General features: G+C 44.9%; 15 protein-coding genes and 1 riboswitch. Of the genes, 5 read left to right on the top strand and 10 right to left on the bottom strand.

What is annotated here, in order from left to right; genetic code table 11:
- Window positions 1-28: 28 nt before the first annotated feature.
- Window positions 29-1,054 (bottom strand): LacI family DNA-binding transcriptional regulator, encoded by a 1,026-nt coding sequence (locus T456_RS0108805; RefSeq protein WP_242835895.1) that lies wholly within the window; start codon window positions 1,052-1,054, stop codon window positions 29-31.
- Window positions 1,055-1,440: 386 nt separating this feature from the next.
- Between T456_RS0108805 and T456_RS0108800 the strand changes: the two genes are divergently transcribed.
- Entirely contained in the window at window positions 1,441-3,909 is a 2,469-nt protein-coding gene (locus tag T456_RS0108800; RefSeq protein ID WP_024865819.1) for a GH36-type glycosyl hydrolase domain-containing protein, read from the top strand.
- A 123-nt stretch (window positions 3,910-4,032) separates the two neighbouring features.
- Here T456_RS0108800 and T456_RS0108795 read toward each other — a convergent pair whose 3' ends face one another.
- The 4 genes from T456_RS0108795 to T456_RS0108780 all read right to left on the bottom strand — a co-directional run bounded on the left by T456_RS0108795 (window position 4,033) and on the right by T456_RS0108780 (window position 7,778).
- Entirely contained in the window at window positions 4,033-4,887 is an 855-nt protein-coding gene (locus tag T456_RS0108795) for an IS3 family transposase (RefSeq protein ID WP_330369715.1), read from the bottom strand.
- Window positions 4,851-5,420, bottom strand: a complete 570-nt coding sequence (locus T456_RS0108790; RefSeq protein WP_024865598.1) for a helix-turn-helix domain-containing protein — start codon at window positions 5,418-5,420, stop codon at window positions 4,851-4,853. Before T456_RS0108790 ends, T456_RS0108795 begins: the two co-directional genes overlap by 37 nt.
- A gap of 93 nt (window positions 5,421-5,513) precedes the next feature.
- Entirely contained in the window at window positions 5,514-6,494 is a 981-nt protein-coding gene (locus tag T456_RS0108785; protein WP_024865818.1) for a hypothetical protein, read from the bottom strand.
- Window positions 6,495-6,590: 96 nt separating this feature from the next.
- A complete protein-coding gene (locus tag T456_RS0108780; protein ID WP_024865817.1) occupies window positions 6,591-7,778 on the bottom strand; it encodes an aldo/keto reductase in 1,188 nt (395 codons plus the stop codon).
- Between the two features lie 186 nt (window positions 7,779-7,964).
- Here T456_RS0108780 and T456_RS0108775 point away from each other — a divergent pair, with 186 nt between their 5' ends.
- Window positions 7,965-8,747 carry a M23 family metallopeptidase gene (locus tag T456_RS0108775; RefSeq protein WP_024865816.1) on the top strand — a complete coding sequence of 261 codons (783 nt, stop codon included), beginning with the start codon at window positions 7,965-7,967 and terminating at the stop codon, window positions 8,745-8,747.
- Window positions 8,748-8,772: 25 nt separating this feature from the next.
- On the top strand, window positions 8,773-9,270 hold the full coding sequence (locus T456_RS0108770) for a bactofilin family protein (protein ID WP_024865815.1): 498 nt from the start codon (window positions 8,773-8,775) through the stop codon (window positions 9,268-9,270).
- 77 nt (window positions 9,271-9,347) lie between these two features.
- Here the strand turns inward: T456_RS0108770 and T456_RS19630 are convergent, their stop codons facing one another.
- Window positions 9,348-9,632, bottom strand: a complete 285-nt coding sequence (locus tag T456_RS19630; RefSeq protein ID WP_035801509.1) for a YerC/YecD family TrpR-related protein — start codon at window positions 9,630-9,632, stop codon at window positions 9,348-9,350.
- 227 nt (window positions 9,633-9,859) lie between these two features.
- Between T456_RS19630 and T456_RS0108760 the strand changes: the two genes are divergently transcribed.
- A complete protein-coding gene (locus T456_RS0108760) occupies window positions 9,860-10,060 on the top strand; it encodes a cold-shock protein (RefSeq protein ID WP_024865814.1) in 201 nt (66 codons plus the stop codon).
- A gap of 194 nt (window positions 10,061-10,254) precedes the next feature.
- Here the strand turns inward: T456_RS0108760 and hisA are convergent, their stop codons facing one another.
- From hisA to dapA, 3 genes are read right to left on the bottom strand one after another with little or no spacing between them, the layout of a single operon-like run.
- Window positions 10,255-11,028, bottom strand: a complete 774-nt coding sequence (gene hisA, locus T456_RS0108755; protein WP_024865813.1) for a phosphoribosylformimino-5-aminoimidazole carboxamide ribotide isomerase — start codon at window positions 11,026-11,028, stop codon at window positions 10,255-10,257.
- Between the two features lie 11 nt (window positions 11,029-11,039).
- Window positions 11,040-11,795, bottom strand: a complete 756-nt coding sequence (gene dapB, locus T456_RS0108750; protein WP_024865812.1) for a 4-hydroxy-tetrahydrodipicolinate reductase — start codon at window positions 11,793-11,795, stop codon at window positions 11,040-11,042.
- A gap of 28 nt (window positions 11,796-11,823) precedes the next feature.
- On the bottom strand, window positions 11,824-12,711 hold the full coding sequence (gene dapA, locus T456_RS0108745; protein WP_024865811.1) for a 4-hydroxy-tetrahydrodipicolinate synthase: 888 nt from the start codon (window positions 12,709-12,711) through the stop codon (window positions 11,824-11,826).
- Window positions 12,712-12,828: 117 nt separating this feature from the next.
- Window positions 12,829-13,000: riboswitch (Lysine riboswitch) on the bottom strand.
- 212 nt (window positions 13,001-13,212) lie between these two features.
- On the opposite strand from dapA, the gene typA reads away from it, so the two are divergent.
- Window positions 13,213-15,048, top strand: a complete 1,836-nt coding sequence (typA, locus tag T456_RS0108740) for a translational GTPase TypA (RefSeq protein ID WP_024865810.1) — start codon at window positions 13,213-13,215, stop codon at window positions 15,046-15,048.
- Window positions 15,049-15,242: 194 nt separating this feature from the next.
- Here the strand turns inward: typA and T456_RS0108735 are convergent, their stop codons facing one another.
- On the bottom strand, window positions 15,243-15,911 hold the full coding sequence (locus T456_RS0108735; RefSeq protein WP_024865809.1) for a YigZ family protein: 669 nt from the start codon (window positions 15,909-15,911) through the stop codon (window positions 15,243-15,245).
- Window positions 15,912-15,925 lie beyond the last annotated feature (14 nt).

The raw sequence follows: 15,925 nt of genomic DNA, 5'->3' as shown, positions 1-15,925 counted from the left end.
TATATATTTAAAACGGCTCGGCGCCGTCTTAAATCTTGCCTACAGACTCACCGGGTTGGAGTGTGCCTTCAATAACTATCTGTTCTATCAACGTTCCCTTAGGATTGTTGATCAGATCTATGAGCTTGGTTGCTGCCGTTCTGCCGATCTTGTCAGTGTCCTGAACAATTGTCGTCATAACAGGACTTATGCGCCTTGCTATTTCTATTCCATCGTATCCGGCTACGGATACATCATTGGGAACTGTCATTCCCCTCATCCTGATAGCATTGTAACCACCAAAAGCGGCAAAATCATCAGGATACAGAATACATGTGGGAGGATCCGGAAGATCCAGAAGTTTATTGGTAACTTCAAGTGACTTTTCTATATTTCTATAGGGAGCACTTACCACATATTCATCAGGTATATTCACATCCAGTTCCTGAAGTGTCTTATAGAAACTGGAAAGTCTGCTCTGTGTTACTGCCGTGTCCTCACTGCCGTGGATGTAAGCTATCTTGCGATGTCCCTGTTCATATATATAGGTAACAAGATCTCTTATGCCCTTAATGTTGTCAGACACGATCGATATTCTGTTATAGAAGGAATGGTCGATGGTAACCACCGGTATATTGCTGTTGATGAGCTCCGTAACTTCAGAATCTGCAAACTCAACGCAGGCAATAACCACTCCGTCAAAGCCTCTGTATATGGCATGGGATAAGTAAGACATATTGTTGGTCCTGGTCTTATCCGCATTTATAAAGGTAATGTCGAAGCCTTCCTGCTCCGCCTTCTTCTTGAAACTATCGAGAACGTGTGAGAAGTAATCATGGGTCAATCCACTGTTGGCCTCATCCACAAACAAAACTCCGATATTGTTGGATCTGTTTGTCTTAAGTGCCTGAGCTGCTGCGTTGGGATGATATCCGAGTTCATCTGCAACCGCTCTGATTCTCTCTTTGGTCTCCTTGCTGATGTCGCTGTGATCATTCAACGCTTTGGAAACTGTTGCGATTGATACCCCGCAGGCCTTCGATATGTCTTTTAAAGAAACCATTCTCTTAGCCATTTGTCTTACTTTTTCTCTTAATTTTCTCACTTAATCGTTTTCGTAATTCAAATATACATCAGTTTTACTTTAAACGCAACATCACTTTTTCGAAATTTGTGCAAATTTGATATTTTTAGTACAGTTCACCAATTTTTCGCTCCGGTTTTCATATATTATTCCAATTATAGTAACAGTTTGTTCATATTTCCATTAAACGTTTTCGTAGAGCATTGAGTTCCTTATGCGCATAAGCCCCATAAATAGGGCATGGTTTATTAACCCCAGTATTTAAGCGGCTTTTGGAAGGTTATAAAAAGTTAAAATTATGGTTGAAATATTAACTGTTCCCATATATAATATGCGTAGAAATTTTCTTAAACGTTTAAGTACACGGGAGGTTACTAATGAAGTACGGTTATTTTGACGACAACGCACTGGAATACGTTATCACCACACCAAAGACTCCTCTTCCCTGGATAAATTATCTTGGAAATAAGGAGTTCTTTTCCCTGATCTCCAACACCTGCGGTGGCTATACCTTCTATAAAGATGCAAAGCTCCTCAGGCTCACGAGATATCGTTACAACAACGTCCCCTACGACAACAACGGCAAATACTTCTATATTAAAGACGGCGACACAATCTGGAATCCCGGCTGGCAGCCTGTAAAGACCGCTCTTGATACCTATGAGTGCCGTCACGGCCTAGGATACAGCACCTTCACAGGATCCAAGAACGACGTTGAGGCCAAGGTTCTTACCTTCGTTCCCATGGATGACAACTGCGAGGTATCAAAGGTTACTCTTACTAATAAGAAGAGCAGCGATGCACAGATCACTCTTTTCTCATATGTAGAGTGGTGTCTGTGGAATGCCGACGATGATATGAAGAACTTCCAGAGAAACCTTTCAACAGGTGAAGTTGAGGTTACAGGAAACGGTTCTGTTATCTACCATAAGACAGAGTACAGAGAGCGCCGCAATCACTATGCTATCTACGGTGTTAACTCTGCTGTTGACGGTTTTGACACAAGCCGTGATGATTTCCTTGGAGCTTATAACGGTCCCGACAGCCCCGATGCTGTTGCAGCCGGCAAGTGCACAAACTCCATGGCCAGCGGATGGTCACCCATCGCAGCTCATCAGATCAATGTTTCACTTAAGCCCGGCGAGTCCAAGACCTTCGTATTCGTTCTTGGTTACATTGAGAATCCCGAGGATCAGAAGTGGGAGGCTCCTTCAGTTGTAAACAAGAAGCCCGCTGAGGCAATGCTTGCCAAGTATAATGATGAAGCATCTGTAGACAAGGCTCTCGAAGAGCTTAAGGCTTACTGGAACGAGCTTCTTTCCATCTATCATGTTAAGTCTTCCAATGATAAGGTTGACCGCATGGTTAATATCTGGAACCAGTATCAGTGTATGGTAACCTTCAACATGTCCAGATCCGCTTCCTACTATGAGTCAGGAATCGGCCGTGGAATGGGATTCAGAGATTCCTGTCAGGATCTTCTCGGTTTCGTACACCTGATCCCCGACAGAGCAAGACAGCGTATCATCGATATCGCTTCCACTCAGTTCCAGGACGGCAGTGCTTATCACCAGTATCAGCCCCTTACCAAGAAGGGCAATTCCGATATCGGTTCAGGTTTCAACGATGATCCTCTGTGGCTCATTGCAGGAACCAGCGCATACATCAGAGAGACAGGCGACCTTTCCATATTAGAGGAGATGGTTCCTTTCGATAACGACATGAGCGTAGCCAAGACTCTTATGGGCCACCTTAAGTGCTCATTCGACTTCACCGCTACTCACAAGGGACCTCACGGACTTCCTCTTATCGGACGTGCAGACTGGAACGACTGTCTGAACCTCAACTGCTTTTCAGAGCATCCCGGCGAGTCCTTCCAGACCTTCGGACCTTCTGAGGGACCTGTTGCTGAGTCAGTATTCATCGCAGGAATGTTTGTTAAGTACGGTGAGGAATACGCTCAGCTCTGTGAACTTACCGGAGACAAGGCTGAAGCCGATCGTGCAAGAGCAGAGGTCAAAAAAGTCTACGACGCAGCCACCACAGCAGGCTGGGATGGAGAATGGTTTGTTCGTGCATACGATGCCAATTCAAATAAAGTTGGTTCAAAAGAGTGTGAGGAAGGTCAGATCTACATCGAGCCTCAGGGCTTCTGCGTACTGGCAGGAATCGGTGTTGAGGAAGGCCTTGCCGCTAAGGCACTTAAGAGCGTTGAAGAGAGACTTGATACCAAGTACGGTGTAATGATCCTTCAGCCCGCATATACCAGGTATCACCTTGAACTTGGTGAAGTAAGCTCCTATCCTCCGGGATACAAGGAGAACGCAGGAATCTTCTGCCACAACAATCCTTGGGTTTCCATCGCCGAGACAGTTCTCGGACATGGCAACAGAGCCTTTGAGATCTATAAGAAGACCTGCCCTGCATACGTTGAGGAGATCAGTGATATCCACTGCACAGAGCCTTACGTATACTCACAGATGGTTGCAGGACGCGATGCCAAGTTCCACGGCCAGGGCAAGAACAGCTGGCTTACAGGAACAGCTGCATGGACCTTCGTTAATATCTCCCAGTACATCCTGGGTGTATATCCTACACATAAGGGTCTTTCCATCAATCCTTGCGTACCTGAGGGCTTCGGTGATTTCGAACTTACAAGAAAGTACCGCGGTGCAACCTATGAGATCAGCGTTAAGCAGAACGGTGCTCAGAAGGGCATCAGGAAGATGACTGTAAACGGAAAAGATATCGATGTTTCCGTTAAGGCAGATCCCGTAAACGGCGGAGTACTTATCCCCATCGAGGAGGGCGTTAAGGAATACAAAGTTGAGGTTGAGCTCGGCTAAGGTATGTGTTTTGTTAAAGGGTGAAAGCACAATCTTTCCCCAGAGGTGAGATTAAAAAAGCAATAAAACAAGGTGGTCACATCGTTTGATATGTACCCAGAATCCTGGACACATATTTATGAACTAGGCTGAACACATGGATGCTATCCTGTATTGTACAGGTGGCATCCATTTTGTTTTTGCCTGAATTCTTTTGTTATTGTAGTAATCTATATATTCTTCAACAGCGTTTGAGAATTCTTCGAAAGAAGCATACTCTTTCTCATAGCCATAATACATCTCATTTTTTAATCTTCCAAAGAATGTTTCCATAATACAATTATCATAGCAGTTACCTTTTCGTGACATAGATTGGATAATGCCATGTTCTTGTAAAGCATTTCTATAATAAGCATGTTGATACTGCCAGCCTTGATCAGAATGTAATATAAGGCCTTCAATTGAAGGAAATTTACCAAAAGCTTTATTTAACATTCTCTCTATCTGCTCAAGATTAGGACTCATAGATAAATCATATGAAATGATTTCATTTGTATTCATATCTAGAACTGGCGATATATAACACTTTCCCCATGAAAAGTTAAATTGGGATACATCTGTCGTCCATTTTTGTAAAGGCGCAGTTGTACTAAAATCTCTATTTATTATGTTATCAGCAATCTTACCCACCTCACCCTTATAAGAGTGATATTTCTCTTTCGGTCGCTTACCAGCCAATCCAGATTCATGCATGAGACGCTGAACACGTTTATGATTTACTTGGTATCCACGATTTATCAATTCCTGATGGATTCGCCTGACACCATATCTGCGTTTATTCGATTCAAAAATACTTTTTATTTCTTTCAGTATATCTTGATTGCGTTCAGCCACAAGGTCTTCCTTACCAATCTCAAAATAGTAAGTCGATCTAGCTATATGCATAGCTTTAAGTAGATGCTTTAGTTTGTATCCGTTTTCCCTGAGCTCTTTGATGATTGCTGCTTTTTCGCCTTGAGTCGCGCAGCTTCCTTTTCTTCTCTCAAGGCGATCTCTTTTTTTATTACTTCGATTTCAGCTTTCATGTATTCGTTTTCAGCTCTTAACCGAATTAGCTCTTCGTACTCAGATTCATTGGGTTTTGGAGGTTTTCGCGTTCCTACTTTTTTCATATATGGGTTCTTTGATTTACGACCTTTCTGTTTTGGTATAAGACCATTATAACCATATATCTTATACTTGCGGACCCATTGATAAAGCTGTCCATCAGAAATACCAGCTGAAAAAGCAACACTTTTGTTAGACTCACCAGCCAAAACACGTGCAACTAAGGCATAACGTTCCTCTGGAGTCCATTCCTTATTATGATTTTTATGTCTTAAAGCATCTGAACCACACGCTTCTTCAATTCTAACCCATTCTCGTATCTTATCATGAAATCTTGCAGTCCCTATTCCATCTGGGGTGTCAGGATATTCACCACGATAATACATTTCCACACATTTTCTTTTGAATTCGTAACTATAGCGCATAAAAATACCCTCCTTACTGTTTTGTCCAGTAAAGAGGGTACATATCAGTTTTGTGACCACCTTTTATATTGCTCAAAAAGCGCAGCTGTTATATTACATCTGTGTTATTTCCTTGTAATCCAGGCTTCTTCCCGCTCTTATGGTATCATTTACACCTATTGATTCCATTATGGCGTTCTCTTTTTGCAGCATCTCCTCATAGGTCATGAAAGTTACATCATGGAAGCAGTCCATAACTGCCTTGTATTCGCTGTCAGTGTAGAGATCGGGAACATCCAGATCTAAGTAGCTCTCGGGATCATACACTTTGTAGGAATAGTACATCTCATTTCCGTCCACATTGTATTCCCCTACCCTAAGGGTATAAACACAGAGAATTCCGGGAAGCGTTGAAGCATCAAACTCATCATGCTCCTTGATATATCCGAAGCTGTCAACATCTGACTCTTCCTCTTCGTAGTAGCCGTATTTGAACACTCCGTCTGCATTAACAAAGCCTTCTTCTGTTCCGTGGTTGGTAGCTCCGTTGCTTCCGCCGCCGGAAACCAGTCCGTACTCGGTAATCTCCGTAAAGCTTCTTGACCAGGATGTAAACGCATATACAACTTCAAGCTTGCCGCCTATATTCTTGATGACGAAGGTAGCCTCGCTCTCAGGTTCAACAAAAGGTCCCTGAATCTTAAGAGCCATCTCTTTTTCCCCGTCATTACCGCAATCGAGGAAGGAATAGCTCATGGATGTAACCTCTCCCGGAGCAAAAAAGTTATCTTCATTGGCAAAGATACCGTTGAGCTCATCCTTAAGTTCAGACAATGTATATGCCTTATCCCCGGGGATCAGTTTCATGACATCGTCAATATAGGGGCCATATCCATCCTTGCTAAGAACGTTGGCATCATAATAATCTAAATAGAGTCCGTTATTTCCTGCGATAAACTCTGCGTAAGGATCAGCACTTTCTGTAACAGCACTGATGGGCTCCTTTTCAAAACCTGCGTTTTCGCTCTCTGAGCCGCAGCCCATAAGTGAAAGGGTCATCCCCGCCACCAGCACTGCAATAATAGATTTTTTCATTTTCCACATTCCTCCAAATAATAAACAATGGATGTATTATACTACAAAAAATCCCGCCGCAATGCTCTGCGACGGGATTTAGCCATAAAGTTTTTATTATTTCTTTTCTCTTAACATAAACTTTCTTACCACGTTGATTCCAACCCTGTAAGGAAGAGGACGGATAACCCTGTCTGCCTCCTTGATCTTCTCACGGATGGGAATGCTCTGAGGACAGTGCTGCTCACACTTGCCGCAGCCGATACACTGGGTGGCAAATGCAGGCTCTTTTCTTATACCTACTGACTGGGCGTACTCAAAGCGTGCATTTCTCTTGCCATCAATGGCAGTCATGTTATAGCTTCTGAAAAGCGCAGGGATATCAACGCCCTTAGGGCAAGGCATACAGTATCTGCAGCCGGTACAGCCCACAAGCTCTGTCTCCTTGATGATACCCTTTACCTGCTCAATTACCTTCATATCCTCGTCGGTAAGACATCCAGCCTCTGACTCTGATGCAATGCGGCAATTCTCTCTTACCATCTCCAGGGAATTCATTCCGGACAATACGCAGGTTACCTCAGGCTGATTCCAGAGCCACTTAAGTCCAAGCTCTGCAGGTGTATATCCGGCAGGATGCTCTGCAATGAGCTTCTTGGCCTTATCGGGCAAAAGACCTACCAGCTTTCCACCACGAAGCGGTTCCATGATAACAACGGGAACTCCCTTTTCGGCAGCGGCCTTAAGTCCTTCTACTCCGGCCTGAGTTGTCTCATCCATGTAATTGTACTGGATCTGGCAGAAATCCCAATCATAAGCGTTCAGAATACCAATGAAATCATCGGTGTTGCCATGGTAGGAAAAACCGATGTTCCGGATCTGACCGGATTCCTTCTTTTCCTTGATCCATTCCTCGATGCCAACAGCCAGAAGTTTGTCCCACTGGTTCATGGCAGTCATGTGATGCATGAGATAATAGTCCACATGGTCCGTACGAAGACGGCGAAGCTCCTCGTCAAAGTATCTGTCCAGGGCAGCCCTGTTACTGATCAGATACTGGGGAAGCTTTGTTGCGATATTGACCTTGTCACGGATCTTGTTGCGCTCAAGGATCTCTCCCAGCGCCGCTTCGCTTCCGCTGTACACATAAGCCGTATCAAAGTAATTCACTCCGGCATTATAGGCTTCCATGATCTCTTTTTCCGCCTTATCGATATCTATCCCGCGGACAGAGGATGTAAAGCGCATGCAGCCATATCCCAGAATCGAAATCTTCTCTCCCTTTCGGTCGTCTCTGTATTGCATTGTTCTCTCCTTTTACCTACAAAAATAGACGTTGCAATAAATTTAAATCTATTGTAGTATATAATTCGATTGCGTGCAATGTTTTGTTTTTCGTAATATTCGCTCGCTATTTCGTCCACAAATACCCCGCAGGTTGCGTAAAATTGATCAAATATGATACAATTAATGTTCAGTCGGAGGGTTAATATGAGCAAAGATACTAAGCCCAGGAAACACAGACATAAACGTCACTACACATTTATGGTCATTTCCGGGGATTCTGACGGCAGTACAAAGCGCCTTCACCTGGACCATTTCAGGACACAGGTACTGGCCTATACAGCTTTTATCATCGCACTGATCATAATCTGCTACATCATATATTCAGCTATCACCATTCATAGCTTAAGAGCAATGAATGCAGACCAGAAGGTACAGATTGATGATCTTATGACAGCAAGCAGCACATTGGAAGCTTCCAATGATGAATTGGAGACCAAGATACAACAGCTCTCCGCAGCTCTCAATCAGAGGCTGGAGGACGAGCAGGTTTCCGCAGAAGAGGCAGAGACACTGGCAATACCATCAGGCTTCCCTCTTACAGGAACAGCATCCATGACACCTGCTGCGGATGATCCCAATGAAACCAAGGTCACCAAGATCACAGAGGACAATCAGGACACCGTCACAGGAAATCCCATTGTTTTACTTGAGGCTGCAGCCGGCAACAGCGTAATCGCCGCAGGTTCCGGAACGGTACAGACCGTTACCACAGATGTTAAATTCGGAAACATGGTAACCATTGACCATGGAAACGGCTATCTTTCCATCTACAGAAATTCAGGGGATCCTCTTGTCACCGAAGGTTCACAGATTGACAAAGGCGATATCATTTTTGTAATCACAGACGACAATAAAACGCTGGGCTATCAGATCCAGCAGGATGAACAATATATAGACCCCGAAGATCTCACAGAGATCAACGGATGATGAGAACAAATCGGAGGACAATCAAATGTTTGGATCAAGAAAAGAAACCACTGTAGATCCTTCACTGGAACAGGTAGGAACCATCATAGGTCCCGGAGCGGTTATTGACGGACCTCTTACCACTAAGGATTCCACCAGGATCGACGGCACCGTTAAAGGCAACGTTACCATCAGCGGTGCACTTATCGTAGGCGGCGAAGGCAAGATCACCGGAACTGTTTCCTGCATGAACGCCTATATCGCAGGCGAGGTAAACGGAAACATCACAGCTCCCCAGGGCAAGGTCGAGATCAGCGACACCGGCAAGGTTATAGGCGATGTAGCCTGCAAGGGAATCATCATTGATGAGAATGCCGTATTCCAGGGCAAGTGCGATATGACCGGAGTTGAGAAGAGCTCTGCCGAGCTGGCAAAAGAGAGAGCGGCTTCAGACAGCACTTCTTCAGAAGAGAAAAAGGAAGAAGAGAAAAAGGAAGAAGAGAAAAAAGAAGACGACAAAAAAGACGAAGAAAAGAAAGACTGAAAATTATAAGATATGATATAAAAAACAGCCATCGGGAACATCCCGATGGCTGTTTCTTTAGTCTGAAAACATAAAGATTACTGCATTCTGTTGAACACCAGCTCGTAGCCGTCATCACCGTAGTTCAGTGAACGGTTAACTCTGCTGATGGTAGCTGTGGAAGCACCGGTCTTCTCGGCGATCTCCAGATATGTCTTCTTGTCCCTGAGCATTGAAGCAACTTCAAATCTCTGAGATAGTGATAACAGTTCATTGACTGTGCAAAGATCCTCAAAAAAGCTATAACACTCTTCTTTATTCTGAAGACAGAGAACTGCATCAAACAGGTGGTCTACAGCATCAGTTCTGATCTTCTTGTTCATTTCCAAATTCCCTCCAAACCATGTATGATTTTCATGTTAACTATATTTCGTTAACATCACTTTTATGCTTAGATATTTTACCACGCTAAACTTGTAAAGTAAAGAGGCATAATATATTAGCCACAAAATATAAGAATTGCTTTACTTTTGCACAATGATATGATATCGTAAATGTGTTGTCATAGACAACATAACGATTATTTTTTTATTTTTGTGGAGGTATTACGATGAACAAAGGTACTGTTAAGTGGTTCAACAACCAGAAGGGTTACGGCTTCATCTCTGACGAGGCTGGCAATGATGTATTCGTACATTATTCAGGACTCAACATGGAAGGTTTCAAGTCTCTCGAAGAGGGCGCTTCTGTAGAGTATGATGTAATCCAGGGCGAAAAAGGACCTCAGGCCGTAAACGTAACCAAGCTTTGATTCACTGATTCGAAGCGATTTAATCAGCTACAAAGTGCCTTATTCTAAATAGATATATTTTGAATTCGCAAGATTGTAACAATGATTAATCAAAAGAGCCACTCGACTAAGTCGAGCGGCTCTTTTTGAGCTCTATGAGCATTTCACATTCAATAATAAATCATATCCGGCGGGATCATCCTCGCCTTTACGTCTTATCTGCAGGCTTCTATCGCATCCTTAAGCTCCAGGGTTCCTCCGAAGATCTTAAGGGCACTTCCTACGGTGACATCGATCCTGTCTTTTCCCAGGTCCTTTAAGAGCTTTATATCATCGATATCCCTTACGCCTCCTGCGTAGGTGATAGGCACCCCGGCCCAGCCTGAAAGGATCCTTACAACGTCCTCTTCTATTCCCTGCTGTCTTCCTTCTACATCTGCTGCGTGAACAAGAAATTCGTCGCAGTAGCCTGACAGCTCATCCATGGTTTCTTCCGTAAGTTTAAGATCTGTGAACTTCTGCCATCTGTCGGTAACAACATAGTAGTCGCTGTCTTTTTTCTTGCAGGAAAGATCAAGAACTATGTGCTCTTTACCTACCGCCTTAACCAGTTTCTTAAGATTCGTGCGGTTTATCCTACCACCTGAAAAGACAAAGCTTGTGACTATTACATGGGATGCACCCGCATCAAGATACTCAGCTGCATTGTCGGCATTAATCCCGCCGCCGATCTGTAAAAGACCGGGAGTAGCCGCAAGAGCAGCCATACCCTGCTGCCTTGTAAGATCATAATACGGGCTGTCCGCCGGGTTCAAAAGAATTATGTGTCCCCCGGAAAGTCCAAGCTCCCTGTACATCCGGGCATAGAAATCAGCGCCCCTAACCGAAACGAAGTTTTCAGAAGCGCTGTCTCCTTTATCCTTGAGGCTACTGCCTACAATCTGTTTTACTTTTCCGTTGTGAATGTCAATGCAGGGTCTAAGTTTCATTGATCCGCCTCTTAAGCCAGAACATCCGCCATGTCATACATTCCGGGCTTCTTGCCGGCAAGAAATCTTGCAGCTTCAATCGCGCCCTTTCCAAAGATTGCTCTGGAGTATGCCCTGTGGGATATGGTCACCACCTCATCGTGTCCTGCGAAGATAACGTCGTGGTCTCCCACGATGGTTCCGCCACGAACTGCGGAGATTCCAATTTCCTTGACAGGGCGCTTTTCGCGGCGCTGACTCCTGTCATATACATAGTCGTACTTCTCTGTAAGAGAATCATTGATGGCATCAGCCAGGGCAATAGCTGTTCCCGAAGGAGAATCCAGTTTCTGGTTGTGATGCTTCTCTACTATCTCAATATCAAATCCCGCCTCGGCAAAAAGAGGTGAAACCTCCTTAAGCACTTTAAGAAGCGCATTTACACCAACTGACATGTTGGCACTTCTAAGAACTGCAGTCTTTGTCGATGTCTCTTTTACCTTATCAAGCTGCTCCGGAGATAAGCCGGTTGAGCAAAGGACAATGGGAAGCCCTTTTGCTGCACAATAATCAAGAAGACCGTTAACAGCTGCGGCGTTTGAGAAATCAACCACCACGTCAGCCTTCACATCGCACTCATCAAGACTTTTGAATACAGGAAAATCGTAGTTATTCTCGCCAAAGGCATCAACGCCGGCAACGATGGTCACATCCTCGTATTCCCTGCAAAGATCTACAATAACATGTCCCATACGGCCGTTACAGCCGTGCATGATCATATTTACCATTTTATTTCTGTCCTTTCGAAGGTTTATATCAATCGATAAGTCCGTACTTCTTCATCTCCTCACGAAGCTTAGCCTCGTTCTCGGGCTCCATCTGTGTAAGAGGAAGACGAAGAGGGCCTGCCTCGATTCCCATCATCTTAAGAGCGCTCTTAACGGGAATGGGATTAACCTCAGAGAAAAGAGCCTTCACAAGAGGGAATGCCTCGAACTGAAGCTTACGTGCTGTAACATAGTCGCCCTCAAGGCACTTTGCGCAGATGTCATGTGTCTTCTTAGGTGCGAGATTTGCAAGAACCGAGATAACTCCGATACCACCCACTGACATGATGGGAACGATCTGATCGTCATCTCCCGAATAAAGATCAATGTCATCTCCCACAAGGCTCATCATCTTGATGGTCTGAGTGATGTTGCCTGTAGCATCCTTGATACCCTGAATGTTCTTGTGCTCTCTGGCAAGCTTTGCAACTGTCTCGGGAAGAAGGTTGCAGCCTGTTCTGCTGGGAATGTTGTAAAGGATGATGGGGATATTTATGGAATCGGCAACTGCACTAAAGTGAGCTATAAGTCCGCCCTGAGTTGCCTTGTTGTAATATGGGGTTACAACCAGAACTGCGTCTGCGCCGTACTCCTCAGCCTCTTTGGAAAGCTTGATGGCTGTTGCTGTGCAGTTGGATCCTGTTCCTGCGATAACGGGTACTCTGTGATTCACATGGTCGATACAGAACTTAACTACTCTCATGTGCTCTTCTTCGTCCATAGTGGCTGCTTCACCTGTGGTTCCGCATACGATGATGGCATCAACTCCGCCATCGATGGTGAAATCAATAAGTCTTGCGAACTCGTCGTAATTGACGTCGCCGTTGTCCTTGAATGGTGTTGCGATTGCTACTCCTGCTCCCTTAAATATAGCCATTGTTTTCCTCCTTTGTTGTGGCTGCAATCCGGGTATTGCTCAAAAGAAAAGGCTCAACAGATTAACTGATGAGCCGTCATACCTTGATAAATGTCCGGCATGAATCACTGCCGGATCAAATATGATAGCGCCCCATCTTGCGATGACAGTCATATGGCTCTTAACCATATGCCCAAGTATCTAGTATGCAGGTACTAAACCTTTCGGCGTATTTACCTTCCGTCCTGTTTCACCTGCGCCTGCCGCATCTGCAGAACTACTCATTAAATACGCAACCTCTATCTAAACCCTGTTTAGTTGTTTTAAATACTACACTACTCGTCAAGTCTCTGTCAATACACCAGCATTTTTTCCTATAAAGTAGTCACTTAGCCCTTATCTTTAGGGCAACCTGACATTTTATCAATTTTTAATTGAAGTATTAAAAAGTGCGTGTTATACTCTAAAAGTTTGAAGACAAGGTTAAATTAGTTTCTACGTATTATATGAGGTAAAAAATTTATGAAGCAGACAAGAAATGATGTAAGAAACGTAGCAATCATCGCCCACGTTGACCACGGTAAGACAACACTGGTTGACGGACTTCTTCGTCAGAGCGGTATCTTCCGTGACGGCGCCGAGGTGGTAGAGCGTGTTATGGACTCAGGCGATATCGAGCGTGAGCGTGGAATTACCATCATGTCAAAAAATACAGCTATTTCATACAAGGACATCAAGATCAATATCATTGATACCCCCGGCCACGCAGATTTCGGCGGCGAGGTAGAGCGTGTCCTTAAGATGGTAAATGGCGTTATCCTGGTAGTTGATGCCTTTGAAGGTCCCATGCCCCAGACCAAGTTCGTTCTTGGAAAGGCCATGGATCTTGGACTTCCGGTTATCGTATGTGTAAACAAGATCGACAGACCCGAGGCAAGACCCAACGAGGTTATCGATGAGGTTCTCGAGCTTCTTATGGACCTTGGTGCAGATGACAAGCAGCTTGACTGTCCTTTCGTATTTGCATCAGCAAAGGCCGGCACTTCATCTCTTTCACCAGATGAGCAGGGTCCTGATATGAAGCCCCTTCTTGATACCATCATCAACTATATTCCTGCTCCTGTCGGCGATCCCGACAGCAGCACACAGGTACTTATCAGCACCATCGACTACAACGAGTATGTTGGCCGTATCGGTGTAGGTAAGGTAGACAACGGTGTAGTTAAGGTCAACCAGGAGGTTGTTGTTGTAAACCACCACGATCCCGCCCGCCGCATCAAGACCAAGATTGGTAAGCTCTATGAGTACGATGGCCTTGGACGTGTTGAGGTTCAGGAAGCCAAGATTGGTTCCATCGTTGCCATCTCCGGTATTGAAGACCTTAAGATCGGTGATACCCTTTGCTCAGTAGACAATCAGGTAGCAATTCCTTTCCAGAAGATCTCTGAGCCCACTATTTCAATGAACTTCATCGTTAATGATTCACCTCTTGCAGGTCAGGAAGGTAAGTACGTTACATCGAGACATCTTCGTGACAGACTTTACAAGGAGCTGAACACTGACGTTTCCTTAAGAGTCGAGGATACAGATACAACAGAGACCTTCAAGGTTTCAGGCCGTGGTGAGCTTCACCTTTCAGTTCTGATCGAGACAATGCGTCGTGAGGGATTTGAGTTCGCTGTTTCCAAGGCTGAGGTTATCTATCACACAGATGAGCAGGGCCACAAGCTTGAGCCCATGGAGAAGTGCTACATAGATGTTCCCGACGAGTTCTCCGGCAGCGTAATCCAGAAGCTTGGCGAGAGAAAGGGTGAGCTTGTTAACATGGGAGCCGGAAACGGCGGTTACACCAGAATCGAGTTCCTTATTCCTTCAAGAGGACTTATCGGATATCGTGGTGAGTTCATGACAGATACCAAGGGTAACGGTATCATCAATACAATCTTTGACGGATATGCTCCTTACAAGGGAGATATGAACTACCGTAAGACCGGTTCCGTTATCGCCTTCGAGAGCGGTGAGGCTACAGCCTACGGTCTGTTCAATGCTCAGGACAGAGGACAGCTCTTCATCAAGACCGGTGATAAGGTTTACTCAGGAATGGTAATCGGTACCAGCGGAAAGAGCGAGGACGTTGAGGTTAATGTCTGCAAGACCAAGCACCTGACCAACACCAGAACCTCTGCTTCCGACGAAGCACTTAGACTTGTTCCCCCCAGGATCATGTCTCTCGAGCAGTGTATCGAGTTCATTGACAACGACGAGCTTCTTGAGGTAACACCTACAAGCCTTCGTATCAGAAAGAGAATCCTTGATCCCACTCTTAGAAAGAGGGCCGGATTCAAAAACAATAAATAATAGGCCATGACCTAATAAGCCATGCCCTTCAGAATGCTTGTGTTCGTCTGCGTTGTGGTTTTCTAAAATTCAAAAAGCAGCAAATGCCTCATTTCGTGTTACTCATAGAAATCGGCATTTGCTGCTTTTTTCATTCTGAAAACCATCGCCTCGTCCGAGAACTGCGCATTCAGAAGGGCATGGTTTATAATTCTTCATTGGAGATAATAACCCTGATCTCCTTCAATTATTTCTATCTGGCCTTCGGTTTTTTGAGTGAGGCCGTCTTTGATCTTCTGAATATCTGAATCCTTCACACAGATATCAAACTGAACATCTGCTTCATATCTGGAGTCCTGGATGGTGATGTCGTTCTGTCCAAGATAGTACTGGACATTGTTGATCATGTTGTAGCCAACCTTCAGGGTAAGGAGCTGGGAGTAAACCATCTCCCCTACCTCAGAAGCTGCAATGGCTGCCTGAGCGGCCTGGGTGTAGGCCCTTACAAGGCCCCCGGTTCCCAGCAGTACTCCGCCAAAGTATCTTGTCACAATGATCAGGATATTGGTGATACCGAAGCCGTTTATCACTTCCAGGATCGGCTTACCAGCTGTTCCTGAAGGCTCACCGTTATCACTGCACTTGGTGGTCTCACTGTTCTCACCTATCACGTAAGCGTAGCAGTTGTGCCTTGCGTCCCAGTATTTCTTGGAGATTTCGGCGATCTTCTCCTCTGCGGCAGCTGCGCTGTCCACAAAGTAGGCCCCTCCGATGAACCTGGATTTCTTCTCCACGATCTCACCGACGCCTTCCTGTGTAATTATCTTGTAGGATTCTTTCTTGCTCATAACTGTAATATTATCGGACAGTGGCGTTCTAGTCAATCAGCGGCCCCCTG

It is taken from the genome of Butyrivibrio sp. FCS014 (assembly GCF_000526935.1).
Classification (GTDB): Bacteria; Bacillota; Clostridia; order Lachnospirales; family Lachnospiraceae; genus Butyrivibrio.
The sequence above is the reverse complement of the archived record's forward strand: the minus strand, read 5'-3'. Positions and strand labels throughout refer to the sequence as shown.

Excerpts from the sequence above, each read along its gene's own strand:
- T456_RS0108760 (WP_024865814.1), top strand. The coding sequence starts at position 9,860 with ATGAACAAAGGTACTGTTAAGTGGTTCAACAACCAGAAGGGTTACGGC.
- dapA (WP_024865811.1), bottom strand. The coding sequence starts at position 12,711 with ATGGCTATATTTAAGGGAGCAGGAGTAGCAATCGCAACACCATTCAAG.
- T456_RS0108805 (WP_242835895.1), bottom strand. The coding sequence starts at position 1,054 with ATGGCTAAGAGAATGGTTTCTTTAAAAGACATATCGAAGGCCTGCGGG.
- T456_RS19630 (WP_035801509.1), bottom strand. The coding sequence starts at position 9,632 with ATGAACAAGAAGATCAGAACTGATGCTGTAGACCACCTGTTTGATGCA.
- typA (WP_024865810.1), top strand. The coding sequence starts at position 13,213 with ATGAAGCAGACAAGAAATGATGTAAGAAACGTAGCAATCATCGCCCAC.
- T456_RS0108800 (WP_024865819.1), top strand. The coding sequence starts at position 1,441 with ATGAAGTACGGTTATTTTGACGACAACGCACTGGAATACGTTATCACC.
- dapB (WP_024865812.1), bottom strand. The coding sequence starts at position 11,795 with ATGGTAAATATGATCATGCACGGCTGTAACGGCCGTATGGGACATGTT.
- T456_RS0108780 (WP_024865817.1), bottom strand. The coding sequence starts at position 7,778 with ATGCAATACAGAGACGACCGAAAGGGAGAGAAGATTTCGATTCTGGGA.
- T456_RS0108785 (WP_024865818.1), bottom strand. The coding sequence starts at position 6,494 with ATGAAAAAATCTATTATTGCAGTGCTGGTGGCGGGGATGACCCTTTCA.
- hisA (WP_024865813.1), bottom strand. The coding sequence starts at position 11,028 with ATGAAACTTAGACCCTGCATTGACATTCACAACGGAAAAGTAAAACAG.
- T456_RS0108775 (WP_024865816.1), top strand. The coding sequence starts at position 7,965 with ATGAGCAAAGATACTAAGCCCAGGAAACACAGACATAAACGTCACTAC.
- T456_RS0108770 (WP_024865815.1), top strand. The coding sequence starts at position 8,773 with ATGTTTGGATCAAGAAAAGAAACCACTGTAGATCCTTCACTGGAACAG.
- T456_RS0108790 (WP_024865598.1), bottom strand. The coding sequence starts at position 5,420 with ATGCGCTATAGTTACGAATTCAAAAGAAAATGTGTGGAAATGTATTAT.